The sequence below is a fragment of the Cupriavidus basilensis genome (assembly GCF_000832305.1).
Classification (GTDB): domain Bacteria; phylum Pseudomonadota; class Gammaproteobacteria; order Burkholderiales; family Burkholderiaceae; genus Cupriavidus; species Cupriavidus basilensis_F.
In genome coordinates this window covers 1207970-1225170 of record NZ_CP010537.1, presented here as the reverse complement: position 1 = coordinate 1225170, position 17201 = coordinate 1207970, and the positions used below count along the sequence as shown (strand labels likewise).

General features: G+C 65.8%; 10 protein-coding genes. 8 read left to right on the top strand and 2 right to left on the bottom strand.

Annotation, left to right across the window (positions count from 1 at the left end):
* Positions 1-7: 7 nt before the first annotated feature.
* Entirely contained in the window at positions 8-1471 is a 1464-nt protein-coding gene (locus RR42_RS26155; protein WP_043354270.1) for an NAD-dependent succinate-semialdehyde dehydrogenase, read from the top strand.
* Between the two features lie 182 nt (positions 1472-1653).
* Positions 1654-1938, top strand: coding sequence for a DUF883 family protein (locus RR42_RS26150; protein ID WP_043354268.1), 285 nt, complete (start codon positions 1654-1656; stop codon positions 1936-1938).
* Between the two features lie 976 nt (positions 1939-2914).
* Here RR42_RS26150 and RR42_RS26145 read toward each other — a convergent pair.
* Both RR42_RS26145 and RR42_RS26140 read right to left on the bottom strand, forming a co-directional pair.
* Positions 2915-3880, bottom strand: a complete 966-nt coding sequence (locus RR42_RS26145) for a LysR substrate-binding domain-containing protein (protein ID WP_043354265.1) — start codon at positions 3878-3880, stop codon at positions 2915-2917.
* A 203-nt stretch (positions 3881-4083) separates the two neighbouring features.
* Positions 4084-5205 (bottom strand): asparaginase, encoded by a 1122-nt coding sequence (locus RR42_RS26140; RefSeq protein WP_043354263.1) that lies wholly within the window; start codon positions 5203-5205, stop codon positions 4084-4086.
* 339 nt (positions 5206-5544) lie between these two features.
* Between RR42_RS26140 and aspA the strand changes: the two genes are divergently transcribed.
* The 6 genes from aspA (at position 5545) to RR42_RS26110 (ending at position 17147) form a co-directional block, all read left to right on the top strand.
* On the top strand, positions 5545-6972 hold the full coding sequence (gene aspA, locus RR42_RS26135; RefSeq protein ID WP_043354262.1) for an aspartate ammonia-lyase: 1428 nt from the start codon (positions 5545-5547) through the stop codon (positions 6970-6972).
* A gap of 110 nt (positions 6973-7082) precedes the next feature.
* On the top strand, positions 7083-8393 hold the full coding sequence (locus RR42_RS26130; RefSeq protein ID WP_043354260.1) for a dicarboxylate/amino acid:cation symporter: 1311 nt from the start codon (positions 7083-7085) through the stop codon (positions 8391-8393).
* Between the two features lie 225 nt (positions 8394-8618).
* The gene (gene aceE / locus RR42_RS26125) at positions 8619-11312 is read left to right on the top strand and encodes a pyruvate dehydrogenase (acetyl-transferring), homodimeric type (RefSeq protein ID WP_043354259.1); all 2694 of its coding nucleotides are present in this window, start codon (positions 8619-8621) and stop codon (positions 11310-11312) included.
* A 20-nt stretch (positions 11313-11332) separates the two neighbouring features.
* A complete protein-coding gene (gene aceF / locus RR42_RS26120) occupies positions 11333-12955 on the top strand; it encodes a dihydrolipoyllysine-residue acetyltransferase (RefSeq protein ID WP_043354257.1) in 1623 nt (540 codons plus the stop codon).
* 13 nt (positions 12956-12968) lie between these two features.
* Positions 12969-14738: a dihydrolipoyl dehydrogenase gene (lpdA, locus tag RR42_RS26115; protein WP_043354254.1), complete on the top strand. Its 1770-nt coding sequence runs from the start codon at positions 12969-12971 to the stop codon at positions 14736-14738.
* A 114-nt stretch (positions 14739-14852) separates the two neighbouring features.
* Positions 14853-17147, top strand: coding sequence for an NADP-dependent malic enzyme (locus tag RR42_RS26110; RefSeq protein WP_043354252.1), 2295 nt, complete (start codon positions 14853-14855; stop codon positions 17145-17147).
* Positions 17148-17201: the final 54 nt, after the last annotated feature.

The following is a 17201-nucleotide window of genomic DNA, read 5'->3' as shown; positions in this document are numbered from 1 at the left end:
AGACACCATGGGACACACCTTGACATTGCAAAGACCCGGGCTGCTGCGCAGCGCCTGCCTGATCGATGGCGAATGGACCGGCGCCGCCGGCGGCGCCGTATTGATGGTGCACAACCCGGCCACCCACGATGTGGTCGGCACCGTCCCGCGCTGCGGCGCCGCCGAAACCCGGCAAGCCGTGGAGGCCGCCGCACGCGCGCTGCCGGCCTGGCGTGACCTGACCGGCAAGGCCCGCGCCGCGGTGCTGCGGCGCTGGGCCGACCTGATGCTGGTGCACCAGGAAGACCTGGCGCAACTGATGACCGCCGAGCAGGGCAAGCCGCTGGCCGAAGCGCGTGGCGAAATCGCCTACGCGGCCTCCTTCCTGGAATGGTTCGGCGAAGAAGCCAAGCGGGTGGACGGCGACGTACTGTCCAGCCCGCGCGCCGGCCAGAAGATGCTGGTGCTGCGCCAGCCGGTGGGGGTGTGCGCGGCGATCACGCCGTGGAACTTCCCCGCCGCCATGATCACCCGCAAGGCAGGCCCGGCGCTGGCCGCGGGCTGCACCATGATCGTGAAGCCCGCCGAACAAACCCCGCTGACGGCGCTGGCGCTGGCCGCGCTGGCCGAAGAAGCCGGCGTGCCCCGTGGCGTGCTGCAGGTCGTCACCGGCGACCCGGTCCAGATCGGTGGGGTTTTGTGCGAGAGCCCGGTGGTGCGCAAGCTGAGTTTCACCGGCTCCACCGCCATCGGCAAACTGCTGATGGCGCAATGCGCCGGCACGGTCAAGAAGCTCTCGCTCGAACTCGGCGGCAATGCGCCGCTGATCGTGTTCGAGGACGCCGATCTCGACCGCGCGGTGGACGGCATCCTGGCTTCGAAATTCCGCAACAGCGGCCAGACCTGCGTCTGCGCCAACCGCATCTATGTGCACGACGCCGTGTACGACGAGGTGGCCAGCCGGCTGGTGCGCGCGGTGAGCGCCCTGCGTCCCGGGCACGGCATCGACAGCGACGTCACGCAAGGGCCGCTGATCGACGCCGACGCCGTCGCCAAGGTGGAAAGCCATATCGCCGACGCGCTCGCCCATGGCGCACGCGTGCTGACAGGCGGCAAGCGCCATGCGCTTGGCGGCACCTTCTTCGAGCCCACGGTAGTGGCCGGCGCCACCGCTGCCATGCGCGTCGCGCGCGAGGAAACGTTTGGCCCGCTGGCACCGTTGTTCCGCTTCAAGGGCGACCAGGAAGTCATCGCCATGGCCAACGACACCGAGTCCGGTCTTGCCGCTTACTTCTTCTCCAAAGACATGGCCCGTGTGTGGCGCGTGGCCGAGGCGCTGGAGTACGGCATGGTCGGCATCAATACGGGGCTGATCTCCAATGAGGTGGCGCCGTTCGGCGGCGTCAAGCAATCCGGCCTCGGCCGCGAAGGCTCCAGCTACGGCATCGACGAGTACCTGGAGATGAAATACCTCTGCCTGGAAGCCGGCTGATCCACTGGCGCGAGCAGCGCACAGGCCCGCGTGGACCGCCCCGGGAGGCGGTTCCATCAACTAATCCCGATTGGCTCTTATTTACGCGCCGGATGTTCCTTATGCTAGCTAAACCCAATGAACCGGACCTATTGACGCCATAAGGTCTTTCATTGCGTTAGCCATTCAACGAGGAGAAGGAAATGTCGAATACCGGTAGCGCCCTGCGTGAAGTCGATAGCCTGTTGGTGCCTGCCACCAATGCCACCAATGCCCCCGGCGCGCCGGCCGCGGATGCGCCGGGCAAGGTGCAGGAACGCCTGAAGAAGGCAAAGAAAAAAATCGCCGATGTGCAATACGTCGTCGTGGAAAAGAGCCGCCACACGGCGCGCGTCGCGGACGACTATGTGCATGAAAGCCCGTGGACGGCTATCGGCGTGGCTGCCGCTGTCGGCGTGCTGATTGGCTGGCTGATCGACCGACGATAAATCCCCGGGGCAATTGCTAACGTATCCGTCCGGGCCGCCAACGACCGCGGCCCGGAACCCCGTCTTGCAGCTATCACTTAGCTATCATTTTCAAGGGGAATTAACGATACGTCTTGAGAGGGATGGGTATTAGTCAGCGCTTTTAGCTGCTAGCGCAGGCTGGCGTGAGTGGGCGGGGTTTTATGGCTTCTGGCTGCTGGCGCGGCTGTACGGTGTTGGCCGTTTTGGAACGTGTGGGATGTCACCTTTCTTTACTCGTAAAGAAAGGTGACCCAAAGAAAGCGATCCTTGCAGGAGGCTGGCGTGGCGGGGTTGCGCAGCCCAATGGTTTCGTGGTCAGGCCCTGGGTTTTAATGGACTCGTGCCGTTACCGGTTTGAATGGCCGCGATCCCGTGAATAACACTGGTTTCGTGGTGAGGCTGCTCGGTAGCGGTGTTCTTGCCTATTCACTCATCTGCCGGTACCGGTTCAAAGCATCACGATATATCGCGCCGTGATGGTTTCGTGGTGAGGTGGGCGCGGTGGTGAATGCCTCAGAACCATTGTGGCGGAGCCACCGCGCCCACGACGAAACGGGATGCCCGCAACTTCGTGGCCGCCCGCGCCGCGAGCGACAGACGGCTTGAAGCAAGTGATGTCTGCCACCGAGGGCACCACCACGAAACCCGGACGCCCGCAGACTCGTGGCCAGTCAAACCGGTACCGGCAGATGCCCGCCAACACTCCGGGCCGTACGACGAAACCACCGAGGCCGACAAGCCTGATTGCTCTGCTCCCGGCAGGGCGGCTTTCTTTTCGTTAGTTTTCTTTGCCGGTCAAAGAAAAGTGACCGGCAGCCCCCGCAGGGGGATGTCGTATGGCTGTTGGGTCCAAAAACCGACGCCGATAAAATAAACAACGGCCAACCCAGCAGAGCGATGTCATACGGCCCTTGGGTCCAAAAACCATCACCAATCAAAGAGACAGCATTGCCTCTTACAGCATCCCGCAGTCGCTCGATTCCGCGGTCTTGCCCATCAACATCAATTGCGGGTCCCGCACGTGGCTGATAAAGGACCATAGCTCATCGACCAGCGGCTTCGGGCTGGCCGCCGAGCGGTACAGGCGGATATCCAGGCTGGTTGCCCACGAGGCCGGCCCCGCCACCACCAGCTTGCCCTCTTTCATCTCGTCGCTGACGCAGCTCTCCGGCAACCAGCCCACCCCGTGCCCGGCCACGACCATGGCCTTCAGGGCCTCCGACATATGGGTCTCGAAGCAGCGCTGCAGCCCGTAGGGCTCCGGCGCATTGAGCAGGATCATCTCGACCACGTTGCCAAGGAACGCCCCGGATGAATAGGCCATGAAGGGCAACGGATTGGCGCTCGTGCCCGGCAGCCTGAAGATCGGCTGCCCTTGCTTGTCCGGCGCCGAGAACGGCAGGATCCGCTCGACGCCCAGCATCAGGAACGGGAAGCCGTTCGGGTCAAGCAGGATCGGCAGTTGCTGATGGTGGTAGCCCAGCAGGATGTCGCAATCGTCATCCACCAGCTGCTGCACGCCCTCCGGCACGTTTACCGCATGCACGCAGGCGCTCAACGAGCCGAAGCGCTCGTGCAGGTACTTGAGCCAGGACGGGAAGAAGGTAAAGACCAGGGTGTGCGCCACCGCGAAGCGGATGACCTTGTCGCTCTCGGCAAGGGGCTGGCGGCTGCTTAGCAGCGCGCGTGCGGCATAAGCGTCACGCAACAGGTCGGCGGCCAGCCGGCGGAACAGCCAGCCTGCCGTGGTCAGCGTTGCCGGATGCACACTGCGGTCGACCAGGCTGACGCCAAGCCACTCCTCAAGGGCCATGATGCGCCGGCTGAACGCCGACTGGGTGATATGCCGGTCGGCTGCCGCGCGCGAAAAACTGCGCGTTTCAGCCAAGCACAGGAAGTCTTCAAGCCACTTGGTTTCCATAATGGAATGTACTCAACATCAGGGGGGGACGCGCTGTCTATGGCACATCATACGGCAGCGCGGCGCTGCACAAATCGGTGGAAGCCCGATAGCACGATGCAAATTTTGCGCCACATTATTCCCAAATTGCAACATCCCTCCCCGGCCTCGCGCGAACAAGCGCGAGGCGCCGAGTACCCGACTGGTGCGCGCTCAGTGCTCGCTCAGTACTTCCAGAAGATCTTCTGCAGTTCCTTGGTGTCGTTGGTCTTGGTCAGTGCCAGCGCCATCAGGATGCGGGCCTTCTGCGGCAGCTGGTCGTCGGTCACCAGCCAGTCGTACTTGTCGTCCGGCTGCTCGGCGTTGCGCACCACCACGCCGCCGCCGGTGCGCGAGGCACGCACGATCTGCACGCCCTTGGCGCGGGCGGCCTTGAGCGGCTCGACCATGTAGTCGCCCACGCTGCCATTGCCGGTGGCGGCATAGACGATCGCCTTGGCGCCGTTCTTCACCGCGGCATCGATGCTGGCCGGATTGACGTTGCCGTAGGCGTACACCACGGCCACTTCAGGCAGCTTGTCGATCTTGTCGATGTCCCATTCGGTCTGCATGGTGTGCGGGCGGGCCGGCAGGCGGTAGTACAGCGTGCGGCCTTCCACCACGTAGCCCAGCGGGCCGAACGGCGAGCGGAAGGTCTCGATCTTGAAGGTGTTGCTCTTGGTGACGTCGCGCCCGGTGTGGATCTCGTCGTTCAGCACCGCCAGCGTGCCCTTGCCCCTGGACTCCGGGCTGGACGCCACCAGCACCGCGTCGTACAGGTTAAGCGCGCCGTCCGCGCCCAGCGCCGTGCCCGGACGCATCGATCCCACCACCACGACCGGCTTGTCGCTCTTGAGCGTGAGGTTGAGGAAGTAGGTGGTTTCCTCGATCGTGTCGGTGCCGTGGGTGATCACGATGCCGTCCACGTCCGGCTGCTTGAGCAGTTCCGAGACGCGCTTGCCAAGCTTGAGCAGGCGCTCGTTGTTGAAGCTCTCCGAGCCGATCTGGAAGACCTGCTCGCCCTTGACGTTGGCAATCTTGGAGATCTCCGGCACCGAGGCGATGATCTTGTCCACCGGCACCACGGCCGACTGGTAGGCGGCGGTATTGGTGGCGGCGGCGCCCGCGCCGGCAATGGTGCCGCCGGTGCCGATGATCACGATATTGGCCTTGCGGGCTTCGCTGGCCTGTGTCGGCGCGCCGGCGGCAGGCGCGGAGGGAGCAAGCTGGGCATGGGCAATGCCGGTGGTCAGGCTGGCGGCAAGCAGCAAGGCGCTGAGGGTATTAAGACGTGCAAAACGCTTCATGGTGGTCTCCATGCGGTGGATATCTGGCGCTCGGTAAGCGCCCGCCAAATGTTGATGACAGGTGGTGAGCGGGCGATGATACGGCAAGCAAAAACCGCCCGTATCCGTATAAGCCCTGATAGGGCGATGCAAAATTCGCGGCGAAGTATGCGGAAAAATCATCACTCCGCGAGGCCCCCGCCCGCCGCGCTCCAGCCGCTCCTGGCGCCTTGCCGATAGCGCGTGTGCCGCATGAGTATTTCGCGCCGCGCCATGACAAATTCGCATCATGGTCGCCACCTGTCGGCGGATTACCTAGAGTCAACTCCTCCCTGATGACAATTTGCGAGGAGCAATGCAATGACCGCTGGAACCTTTAGAACCGAACATGACCTCCTGGGCGATTGCGAGGTCCCGGCCGACGTCTACTACGGTGTGCACACCCTGCGCGCGGTGGAGAACTTCCCGATCACCGGCACCCCCATCTCCATCTACCCCGAGCTCATCAAGGCCCTGGCTTACATCAAGCAGGCTGCCGCGCTGGCCAACCACGAACTGGGCCTGCTCGACGAGCCCCGCTGCGACGCCATCGTCGCCGCCTGCGCGGAACTGCTGGGCGGCAAGCTGCACGATCAGTTTGTCGTCGACGTGATCCAGGGCGGCGCCGGCACCTCGACCAACATGAACGCCAACGAGGTCATCGCCAACCGCGCGCTCGAACTCATGGGGCACAACAAGGGCGAGTACCAGTACCTGCACCCGAACGAGCAGGTCAACATTGGCCAGAGCACCAACGACGTCTACCCGTCCGCCCTCAAGGTCGCCACCTGGTTCGGCATCCTGGGCCTGGTCGATGCCATGGGCGTGCTGCGGCGCGCATTCGAGCGCAAGGCCGAAGAGTTCAGCCACGTCCTGAAAATGGGCCGCACCCAGTTGCAGGACGCCGTGCCGATGACGCTGGGCCAGGAGTTCAGCACCTACGCCGTGATGCTCGGCGAGGACGAGGAGCGGCTGCGCGAAGCCGCGCTGCTGATCTGCGAGATCAACATGGGCGCCACCGCCATCGGCACCGGCATCACCGCACACCCGGACTACGCGCCGCTGATCCTCAAGCGGCTCAAGGAAATCACCGGCATTCCGCTGATGACCGCGCCGAACCTGATCGAGGCCACGCAGGATTGCGGCGCCTTTGTGCAGCTCTCCGGCGTGCTCAAGCGCGTGGCGGTCAAGCTCTCCAAGACCTGCAACGACCTGCGGCTGCTGTCCAGCGGCCCGCGCGCCGGGCTGGGCGAGATCAACCTGCCGGCCATGCAGGCAGGGTCCAGCATCATGCCGGGCAAGGTGAATCCGGTCATTCCGGAGGTGGTCAACCAGATCGCGTTCGAGGTCATCGGCAACGACATCACCGTCAGCTTCGCTGCCGAAGCCGGCCAGCTGCAACTCAATGCCTTCGAGCCGATCATCGCGCACAGCCTGTTCAAGAGCGTGAGTCATCTGCGCAACGGCTGCCTCACGCTGGCCGAGCGCTGCGTCAACGGCATCACCGCCAACGAAGAGCGCCTGCGCGCCACGGTCGAGAACTCCATCGGCATCGTGACGGCCCTGAACCCGTATATCGGCTATGCCAATGCCACCGCCGTGGCGCAAGAGGCCCATGCCACGGGCGGCAGCGTGTACGAGATCGTGCTGCAAAAGGGCTTGCTGACCCGGGATGAACTGGACCAGATCCTGCGCCCGGAAGTGCTGACGCAGCCGACCCCGCTGAGCCTGGCGCCCCGCGCACGCTGATCCGGGGGGCAAGGCGCGCCCGGCGCCAGGCAGGGCCCAGCCGGCCCCGCCCTGCCCCGATACCGACGGTCAGACCAGGATCTGGCCGCAACCGCTGGAGACAACGCATCATGAAGGCAAACAAGCTCACAACCCGGATCATGATCGCCATGGTCCTGGGCATCGTCACCGGCTATCTCTGCAACCGCTTCGTGCCCGATGCGGCGATGGCCAAGGAGATCGCCAGCTACTTCTCCATCGTCACCGACGTGTTCCTGCGGCTGATCAAGATGATCATCGCGCCGCTGGTGTTCGGCACGCTGGTGGCGGGCATCGCCGGCATGAAAGACGCCAGCGCCGTGGGCCGCATCGGCATCAAGGCGCTCGGCTGGTTCATCACCGCGTCGCTGCTATCGCTGCTGCTCGGCATGTTCTTCGTGGACCTGCTGCAGCCCGGGCATGCACTGAACCTGCCACTGCCCGAAATCGGCACGGCCACCAACCTCAAGACCTCCACGCTGAACCTGAAGGACTTCATCACGCACGTCTTCCCCAAGAGCGTGTTCGAGGCGATGGCGCAGAACGAGATCCTGCAGATCCTGGTGTTCTCGCTGTTCTTTGGCTTCGCCATTGCCTCGTTCAAGGGCAAGGTGGGCCATCACCTGGTGGCGTCGATCGAGGAACTGGTGGCGATCATGCTGCGCGTCACCGACTTCGTGATGCGCTTCGCGCCGCTCGGCGTGTTTGCCGCCGTGGCCGCCGCCATCACGGTGCAAGGCATTGGCGTGCTGTTTACCTACGGCAAGTTCATCGGCGGCTTCTACCTGGGCTTGCTGGTGCTGTGGCTGGTGCTGACCGCGGCGGGCTACCTGTTCCTGGGTGGGCGGGTGTTCACGCTGCTCAAGCTGATCCGCGAGCCGACGATCCTGGCGTTCTCCACCGCCAGCAGCGAGGCAGCCTACCCCAAGACCATGGAGCAGATGGAGAAGTTCGGGGTGCCCAACAAGGTGACCGGCTTCGTGCTGCCGCTGGGCTACTCGTTCAACCTCGACGGCTCGATGATGTACCAGGCGTTTGCCGCGCTGTTCATCGCCCAGGCCTACAACATCGAGATGAGCCTGACCCAGCAGATCACCATGCTGCTGGTGCTGATGGTCACCAGCAAGGGCATCGCCGGCGTGCCCCGAGCCTCGATCGTGGTAGTGGCGGCAACCCTGCCGATGTTCAACCTGCCGGAAGCCGGCCTGCTGCTGATCCTGGGCATCGACCAGTTCCTCGACATGGGCCGCACCGCCACCAACGTCATCGGCAACAGCATCGCCACGGCCGTCGTTGCCAAATGGGAAGGCGAGCTTGGCGTCACGCAGGACCCCGATGCCGTGGCTGCCCTGGAGGCCGGGGACATTGCGCAAGCGCCGGCGCAACAACCCCGGGCCGGCTAGACACCAGGCGCGGGTATTCCCTGACGGCCTCGCATGAAAACTCATAACGATCACCCCGCCTGAATATGGATTCCCGACCGGGCTGCCGGCCGGCCATGGCGGGTTTCCTTTCCAATCAATGACTTGCACAACCCGCATTACTGCGTTTGCAGTGGCATGTCTCTTGCTGAACAGATCTGCCACTGCAGCACCTGACACAACCAAAACAGAACACGTGGAGACACTATGAGCGCACGAGAAGCGGGCGATCTCGATCCTATCGAGACCGCGGAATGGCTGGAGTCCTTGCAAGCGGTGACCCAACACCGCGGAGCCGAGCGCGCTAACCAGCTGGTCAATACGCTGGTGGACGAGGCGCGGCGCGATGGCCTCTATGTGCCGCGCTCCCTGACCACGGGCTACCGCAACACCATCGCCCCCAAGGACGAAGCGCAATCGACCGGCGACCGCGCCATCGAGCATCGCCTGCGCTCGATCATCCGCTGGAACGCCATGGCGATCATCCTGCGCGCCAACAAGGAATCGTCGGAGCTGGGTGGCCACATCGCCAGCTTCCAGTCGGCGGCCACGCTCTACGACATCGGCTTTGGCCATTTCTGGCACGCGCCCACCGACACCCACGGCGGCGACCTGCTCTACATCCAGGGCCACAGCGCGCCGGGCATCTATGCCCGCGCCTTTGTCGAAGGACGGCTCACCGAGCAGCAGTTGCTGGGCTACCGCCAAGAGACCGGGGGCACCGGGCTGTCCTCCTACCCGCACCCCTGGCTGATGCCGGATTTCTGGCAGTTCCCCACCGTGTCGATGGGCCTGGGGCCGCTGATGTCGATCTACCAGGCACGCTTCCTCAAGTACCTGCAAGGCCGTGGCCTGGCGGACACGGCGGCGCGCAAGGTCTGGGCCTTCATGGGCGACGGCGAGATGGACGAGCCCGAATCGCTGGGCGCGATCTCGCTGGCCGGCCGCGAGCGGCTGGACAACCTGATCTTCGTCATCAATTGCAACCTGCAGCGCCTGGACGGTCCGGTGCGCGGCAACGGCAAGATCATCCAGGAGCTGGAGTCGGTCTTCCGCGGCGCCGGCTGGAACGTGATCAAGGTGGTCTGGGGCGGCGGCTGGGACAAGCTGCTGGCCAAGGACAAGAGCGGCCTGCTGCTAAAGCGCATGGAGGAATGCGTCGACGGCGAGTACCAGGATTTCAAGAGCAAGAGCGGCGCTTATGTGCGCGAGCACTTCTTTGGCAAGTACGAGGAACTCAAGGCACTGGTTGCCGACATGAGCGATGACGAGATCTGGGGCCTCACGCGCGGCGGCCACGATCCCGAGAAGGTGTTTGCGGCCTACGCGGCAGCCGTGAAGCACACCGGCGAGCCGACGCTGATCCTGGCCAAGACGGTCAAGGGCTATGGCATGGGCGAATCCGGCGAAGGCCAGATGATCGCCCACCAGGCCAAGAAGATGACGCAGGACGCCCTGCGCGGCTTCCGCGACCGCTTCCAGATTCCGGTCAGCGACGAGCAACTGGCCGACGTGCCCTTCATCAAGCCGGCCGAGGACAGCCCGGAGATGCAGTACCTGCGCGCCCGGCGCGCGGCGCTGGGCGGCTACCTGCCGGCCCGCCGCAGCAAGTCGGCCTCGCTGGAGATCCCGCCGCTGTCCAACTTCCAGCGCCTGCTGGACAGCACCGGCGAGCGCGAGATCTCCACCACCATGGCCTTCGTGCAGATGCTGGGCACGCTGGTCAGGGACAAGGCCATCGGCAAGCATGTGGTGCCCATCGTGCCTGACGAATCGCGCACCTTCGGCATGGAAGGCATGTTCCGCCAGCTGGGCATCTATTCGTCGGTCGGCCAGCTCTACAAGCCGCAGGATGCCGACCAGCTGATGTACTACCGCGAGTCCAAGGACGGCCAGGTGCTGCAAGAAGGGATCAACGAGGGCGGCGCGATGTCCAGCTGGATCGTGGCCGCGACCTCGTACAGCACGAGCAACGTGCCGATGATCCCGTTCTACATCTACTACTCGATGTTCGGGCTGCAGCGGGTGGGCGACCTGGCGTGGCTGGCGGGCGATATCCGCGCGCGCGGCTTCTTGCTGGGCGGCACCGCCGGGCGCACCACGCTCAACGGGGAAGGCCTGCAGCACGAGGACGGCCACAGCCACATCATCGCCGGCACCATCCCGAACTGTGTCTCCTACGACCCCACCTTCGCCTATGAAGTGGTGACCATCGTGCGCGAGGGCATGCGCCGCATGTACGAGCAGCAGGAAGATGTGTACTACTACATCACCCTGATGAACGAGAACTACACGCACCCTGGGCTGGCCGAAGCGGGCGCGGGCGCCGGCGCCGAGGAAGGCATTCTCAAGGGCCTCTACCTGCTCAAGGACGGCGGCAAGGCCGGCAAGGGCGGGCTGCGCGTGCAGCTGATGGGCAGCGGCACCATCCTGCGCGAGGTGATCGCGGCGGCCGAGCTGCTCAAGGCGGACTTCAACGTCACCGCCGACATCTGGAGCGCCCCCAGCTACAACGAGCTGCGCCGCGACGGCATGGCCGCTGAGCGCTGGAACCTGCTGCACCCCACCGAGCCACGCCGCAAGAGCTGGGTCGAGGCGAGCCTGGCGGGCCATGACGGCCCGGTGATCGCCTCCACCGACTACATGCGCAACTACGCCGACCAGGTGCGCGAGTACGTGCACGCCGCCGGGCGCCGCTACGTGGTGCTGGGCACCGATGGCTTTGGCCGCAGCGACTACCGCGCCAAGCTGCGCAGCTTTTTCGAGGTGGACCGCTACCACGTGGCCGTGGCCGCGCTCAAGGCGCTGTGCGATGACGGCGCGATCAGGCCCGCGGTGGTGGCCGAGGCCATTGCCAGGTACGGGGTGGATAGCGAGCGCGCAGCGCCGTGGACGGTCTGACAGGCGAAGGAATAAAGACAATGAACCAAGCCATTGAAATCAAGGTGCCCGACATCGGCGACTTCAGGGACGTGCCGGTGATCGAGCTGTTCGTCAAGGTGGGAGACCTGGTCAAGGCCGAGGACCCGCTCGTCTCGCTGGAGTCGGACAAGGCCACCATGGAAGTGCCCGCGCCGCACGGCGGCGTGGTCAAGCAGATCCACGTCAAGCTGGGCGATGCCGTCAGCGAAGGCAGCGTGCTGATGCAGTTCGAGGGCGCCGGGGCCGGCACTGCCGCCGCCGAGCCGGCGCAAGCCACCAAGCCAAGCGTGAGCGCGCCGCCCTCCCCGGTCAGCGCGCCCGCCGGGCTGGCCGAAGTGCGCATTCCCGACATCGGCGACTTCAAGGACATCCCGGTGATCGAGATCTTCGTCAAGGTCGGCGATACCGTGAGGGCCGAGGACGCGCTACTGTCGCTGGAGTCCGACAAGGCCACCATGGACGTGCCGGCCCCGCTGGGCGGCGTGGTGCGGGAGATCCGCGTCAAGGTGGGCGACACCGTCAGCGAAGGCAGCATCATCATGGCGCTGGCCACCGGCGATGCGCCGGCGGTGGCAGCGACAGCGGCGCCGGGCGCCGCGCCCGCCGTGGCAGCCGCGCTTGCTGCTCCTGCCGCGCCCGCTGCCACCGCCGCTGCCACCGCCGCCGCCGCATCCGGTGGCGTCGACGAAGCCGCTTTTGCCCTCGCCTACGCCAGCCCGGCAGTGCGCAAGCTCGCCCGGGAGACCGGCGTGGACCTGGGCAAGGTGCGCGGCAGCGGCGAGCACGGCCGCATCCTGCGCGCCGACGTGGAGGCGTTCGCCCGCACCGGTGGCCCCGCCGCGCCCGCGGCCAGGCCCGCCGCCGCGCCTGCGGGTGGCGGCGCCGGCCTGGACCTGCTGGCATGGCCCAAGGTCGACTTCGCCAAGTTCGGCCCGGTCGAGCGCAAGGAACTGAGCCGCATCAAGAAGATCTCCGGCGCCAACCTGCACCGCAACTGGGTAGTGATCCCGCACGTCACCACGCACGACGAAGCCGATATCACCGACTTGGAGCTGTTCCGCGTGCAGATGAACAAGGAGCTGGAGAAGAGCGGCGTCAAGATCAGCATGCTGCCCTTCATGATGAAGGCGGCCGTGGCCACGCTCAAGGCATTCCCCGAGTTCAACGCGAGCCTGGACGGCGATACCCTGGTGCTCAAGCAGTACTACCACATCGGCTTTGCGGCCGACACGCCCAACGGCCTGATGGTGCCGGTGATCCGCGACGTCGACAAGAAGAGCATCCCCGACATCGCGCGGGAGATGGGCGAGCTGGCCAAGCTGGCGCGCGAGGGCAAGCTCAAGCCCGACCAGATGTCGGGCGGCACCTTCACCATCAGCTCGCTCGGCGGCATCGGCGGCATCAACTTCACCCCCATCATCAACGCGCCCGAGGTCGCGATCATGGGCGTATGCAAGAGCTTCTGGAAGCAGCACTCCAGCGACGGCAAGAACTGGGCTTCGCGCCTGACGCTGCCGCTGTCCCTGTCATGGGACCACCGTGTCATCGACGGCGCCGCGGCTGCCCGTTTCAACGTCCATTTTGCCAACCTGCTCGCCGATCTGCGGCGTGTGCTGTTCTGAGGGGCGCGCTGCAATGACCCAACGTGTCGAAGTCAAAGTGCCGGATATCGGCGATTTCAAGGATGTCACGGTGATCGAGGTCATGGTCAAGCCCGGCGAGATCATCGCCGTGGATACCAGCCTGATCGCGGTCGAGTCCGACAAGGCCTCGATGGAGATCCCTTCCACCCATGCCGGCGTGGTCAAGGAGATCACCGTCAAGGTCAACGATAAGGTGAGCGAGGGATCGGTGATCCTGGTGGTGGAGGCTGCCGCGGCCGCTGCAACCGTTGCCGCGCCCGCCGCGCCAGCGCCTGCGGCCCCGTCGGCGCCGCCCGGGCCAGCGCCAGCCGCCGCGCCCGTCCCCAACGCTGCCAGCTACACCGGCAAGGCGGACCAGGAATGCGAAATGCTGGTGCTGGGCGCCGGCCCCGGCGGCTATTCCGCCGCGTTCCGCAGCGCCGACCTGGGCATGAAGACCGTCCTGGTGGAGCGCTACGACACGCTTGGCGGTGTCTGTCTCAACGTGGGCTGCATCCCCTCCAAGGCGTTGCTGCACACCGCATCGGTCATGGATGAAGTGGCGACGCTGCCGGACCACGGCATCCGCTACGGCGCGCCCGAGATCGACCTGGACAAGCTGCGCGGCTTCAAGGACAGCGTCATCAAGAAGCTGACCGGCGGCCTGGCCGGCATGGCCAAGGCGCGCAAGGTCGAGGTGGTGACCGGCGTCGGCAGCTTCCTCGATCCGTATCACCTGGAAGTGGTGGCGGCCGATGGCGGCAAGCGCGTGATCAAGTTCGCCAAGGCCATCATCGCGGCGGGCAGCCAGGCGGTGAAGCTGCCGTTCATGCCCGACGACGAGCGCGTGGTCGACTCCACCGGCGCACTGCTGCTCAAGTCGATCCCCAAGCGCATGCTGGTGGTGGGCGGCGGCATCATCGGGCTGGAGATGGCCACCGTCTATTCCACGCTGGGCACGCGCATCGACGTGGTGGAGATGCTCGATGGCCTGATGCAGGGCGCGGACCGCGACCTGGTCAAGGTGTGGGAGAAGAAGAACACCCACCGCTTCGACCACGTCATGCTCAAGACCAGGACAATCGGCGCCAAGGCAACGCCGGCCGGCATCGAAGTCAGCTTCGAGGGCGAGAAGGCGCCGGCCCCGCAGGTCTATGACCTGGTGCTGGTGGCGGTGGGCCGCAGCCCGAATGGCCGTGCCATCGGCGCTGAGAAGGCCGGCGTGGCCGTGACCGAGCGCGGCTTTATCGACGTCGACCGCCAGATGCGCACCAACGTTGCGCACATCCACGCCATCGGCGACATCGTCGGCCAGCCGATGCTGGCGCACAAGGCCGTGCATGAAGCGCACGTGGCGGCCGAAGCCGCGCACGGTGAAGCGGCATACTTCGACGCACGCCAGATTCCATCGGTCGCGTACACCGACCCGGAAGTGGCCTGGGCCGGCAAGACCGAAGAGCAGTGCAAGGCTGAAGGCATCAAGATCGGCAAGGCAGTGTTCCCGTGGGCCGCGTCCGGCCGCGCCATCGCCAACGGGCGCGACGAGGGCTTCACCAAGCTGCTGTTCGACGAGGCCACGCATCGCGTGATCGGCGGCGGCATCGTCGGCACGCACGCCGGCGACCTGATCAGCGAGGTATGCCTGGCCATCGAGATGGGCTGCGAGCCCGCCGACATCGGCAAGACGATCCACCCGCACCCGACGCTGGGCGAATCCATCGGCATGGCCGCCGAGGTGTTCGAGGGCCATTGCACCGACCTGCCGCCGGTGAAGAAGAAATAGCGCCTCCTGGCGCTAGCCCGATGCGCCAGGACATTCATCAAGGCCGCCACGCCGGCCTTGCATCCCGCACCAAGCACACCTGATCCGGCGCCCCGACGGCGCCATGGAGACAACATGACCGACAACCTGCGCGAAGCCGCACTGGACTACCACCGCTACCCGACGCCGGGCAAGATCTCGGTGACGCCGACCAAGGCGATGGCCACGCAGCGCGACCTCGCCCTCGCCTACTCGCCCGGCGTGGCCGACGCCTGCATGGAGATCGTGCGCGATCCGGCCGAGGCAATGAACCTCACGTCGCGCGCCAACCTGGTCGCCGTGATTACCAACGGCACCGCGGTGCTTGGCCTGGGCAACATCGGGCCGCTGGCGGGCAAGCCGGTGATGGAGGGCAAGGGCTGCCTGTTCAAGAAGTTCGCGGGCATCGATGTGTTCGACATCGAGCTGGCGGAGGACGATCCGGACGCGCTGATCGACACCATCGCCCGCATGGAGCCGACCTTTGGCGGCATCAACCTCGAAGACATCAAGGCGCCCGAGTGCTTCTACATCGAGAAGAAGCTGCGCGAGCGCATGAAGATCCCGGTCTTCCATGACGACCAGCATGGCACGGCCATCGTGGCCGCCGCGGCCATCCTGAATGCGCTCAAGCACGTTGGCAAGGATATCGCCGAGGTCAAGCTGGTGGCATCCGGCGCCGGCGCCGCGGCACTGGCCTGCCTGGACCTGATCGTCAACCTGGGCCTGCCGCTCGGCAACGTGTTCGTCTCCGACAGCAACGGCGTGGTCTATCAGGGCCGCAAGGAGGCGATGGACCCGAACAAGGCACGCTATGCGCAGGACACGTCCGCGCGCACGCTGGCCGACATCATCGGCGGCGCGGACATCTTCCTGGGGCTGTCGGCCGGTGGCGTGCTCAAGCCGGAGATGGTCAAGGTGATGGCGCGCGACCCGATCATCCTGGCCATGGCCAACCCCACGCCGGAGATCGCGCCGGAGGATGCGCTGGCGGTGCGTCCCGATGCCATCCTGGGCACCGGGCGCTCGGACTATCCGAACCAGGTCAACAACGTCCTGTGCTTTCCGTTTATCTTCCGCGGTGCGCTGGACGTCGGCGCCACCACCATCAACGAGGAGATGAAGCTGGCCGCCGTGCGCGCCATCGCCGAACTGGCGCACGCGGAAATCCCCGAAGTGGTGGCCCAGGCATACGGCGCGGCGGGCCTGCGCTTCGGCGCCGAGTACCTGATTCCCAAGCCGTTCGACCCGCGCCTGATCGAAGCGGTGGCGCCGGCCGTGGCCAAGGCCGCGATGGACAGCGGCGTGGCAACGCGCCCGATCGCTGACATGGAGGCGTATCGCCAGCGCCTTGGCCAGTTCGTCTACCAGTCGCGCAGCGCCATGGGACCGGTGTTTGCCGCGGCCAAGCGCGCGCCCAAGCGGGTGATCTACGCCGAAGGCGAGGACGAGCGCGTGCTGCGCGCCGCCCAGGTGGTGATCGATGAGGGCATCGCGCGCCCGTTGCTGGTAGGCCGCCCCGGTACGATCGTCCAGCGTATCGCGCAGTTCGGCCTGCGCCTTGAGCCCGGCGTGGATTGCGAGTGCGTGGATCCGCTGGACCCCGCCGTCTACCGCGACGCGGCCGAGGCGTACTACCAGCTGAGCTGCCGCGACGGCGTTTCACGGGCGCTGGCACAGGCGGAGGTGCGCAGCCGCGGCACGCTGCTGGGCGCCATGCTGGTGCGCCAGGGCCGGGCCGATGCCATGCTGTGCGGCACCGTGGGCCGCTTCCAGGACCACCTTGGCTATGTGCGGGACACCATCGGCCTCAAGCCAGGCAACGAGACGCTCGCCGTCATGCAGATGCTGATGCTGCCGGGCCGCCAGCTGTTCATCTGCGACACCCACGTCAACCTCGACCCGACGGCGCAGCAGATCGCCGACATCACGCTGCTGGCGGCCGAGGCTGTCAGGCGTTTTGGCATCACGCCTAGCGTGGCCCTGCTGTCCCACTCCAACTTCGGCGGCTCCACCGCGCCGGCCGCGGTGAAGATGCGCGAGGCGCTGGCGCTGGTGAAGGCGCGCGAGCCGTCGCTGGCCGTGGAAGGCGAGATGCGCGGCGATGCGGCACTGTCCAAGCACATCCTGGAGCACGAGTTCCCGCAATCCTGCCTGCCCACCGAAGCCAACCTGCTGGTGATGCCCAACGTGGATGCCGCCAACATCTCGTACAACCTGATGCGCATCGCCGCGGGCGGCGGCATCACGGTGGGCGGCATCCTGCTCGGCGCCGCGCGCCCGGTGCACATCCTGACGTCCTCATCGACGGTACGCCGCATCGTCAACATGAGCGCCGTGGCAACCGTCGACGCCAGCGCGCAGCGCGCAACCGACTGGGCGATCGACTGACCTGGCCCGGCCTGCCTGCCTGCCTGCCTGCGACACGAAAACCGACAAAGGAGA

Excerpts from the sequence above, each read along its gene's own strand:
- RR42_RS26155 (WP_043354270.1), top strand. The coding sequence starts at position 8 with ATGGGACACACCTTGACATTGCAAAGACCCGGGCTGCTGCGCAGCGCC.
- RR42_RS26150 (WP_043354268.1), top strand. The coding sequence starts at position 1,654 with ATGTCGAATACCGGTAGCGCCCTGCGTGAAGTCGATAGCCTGTTGGTG.
- RR42_RS26145 (WP_043354265.1), bottom strand. The coding sequence starts at position 3,880 with ATGGAAACCAAGTGGCTTGAAGACTTCCTGTGCTTGGCTGAAACGCGC.
- RR42_RS26140 (WP_043354263.1), bottom strand. The coding sequence starts at position 5,205 with ATGAAGCGTTTTGCACGTCTTAATACCCTCAGCGCCTTGCTGCTTGCC.
- aspA (WP_043354262.1), top strand. The coding sequence starts at position 5,545 with ATGACCGCTGGAACCTTTAGAACCGAACATGACCTCCTGGGCGATTGC.
- RR42_RS26130 (WP_043354260.1), top strand. The coding sequence starts at position 7,083 with ATGAAGGCAAACAAGCTCACAACCCGGATCATGATCGCCATGGTCCTG.
- aceE (WP_043354259.1), top strand. The coding sequence starts at position 8,619 with ATGAGCGCACGAGAAGCGGGCGATCTCGATCCTATCGAGACCGCGGAA.
- aceF (WP_043354257.1), top strand. The coding sequence starts at position 11,333 with ATGAACCAAGCCATTGAAATCAAGGTGCCCGACATCGGCGACTTCAGG.
- lpdA (WP_043354254.1), top strand. The coding sequence starts at position 12,969 with ATGACCCAACGTGTCGAAGTCAAAGTGCCGGATATCGGCGATTTCAAG.
- RR42_RS26110 (WP_043354252.1), top strand. The coding sequence starts at position 14,853 with ATGACCGACAACCTGCGCGAAGCCGCACTGGACTACCACCGCTACCCG.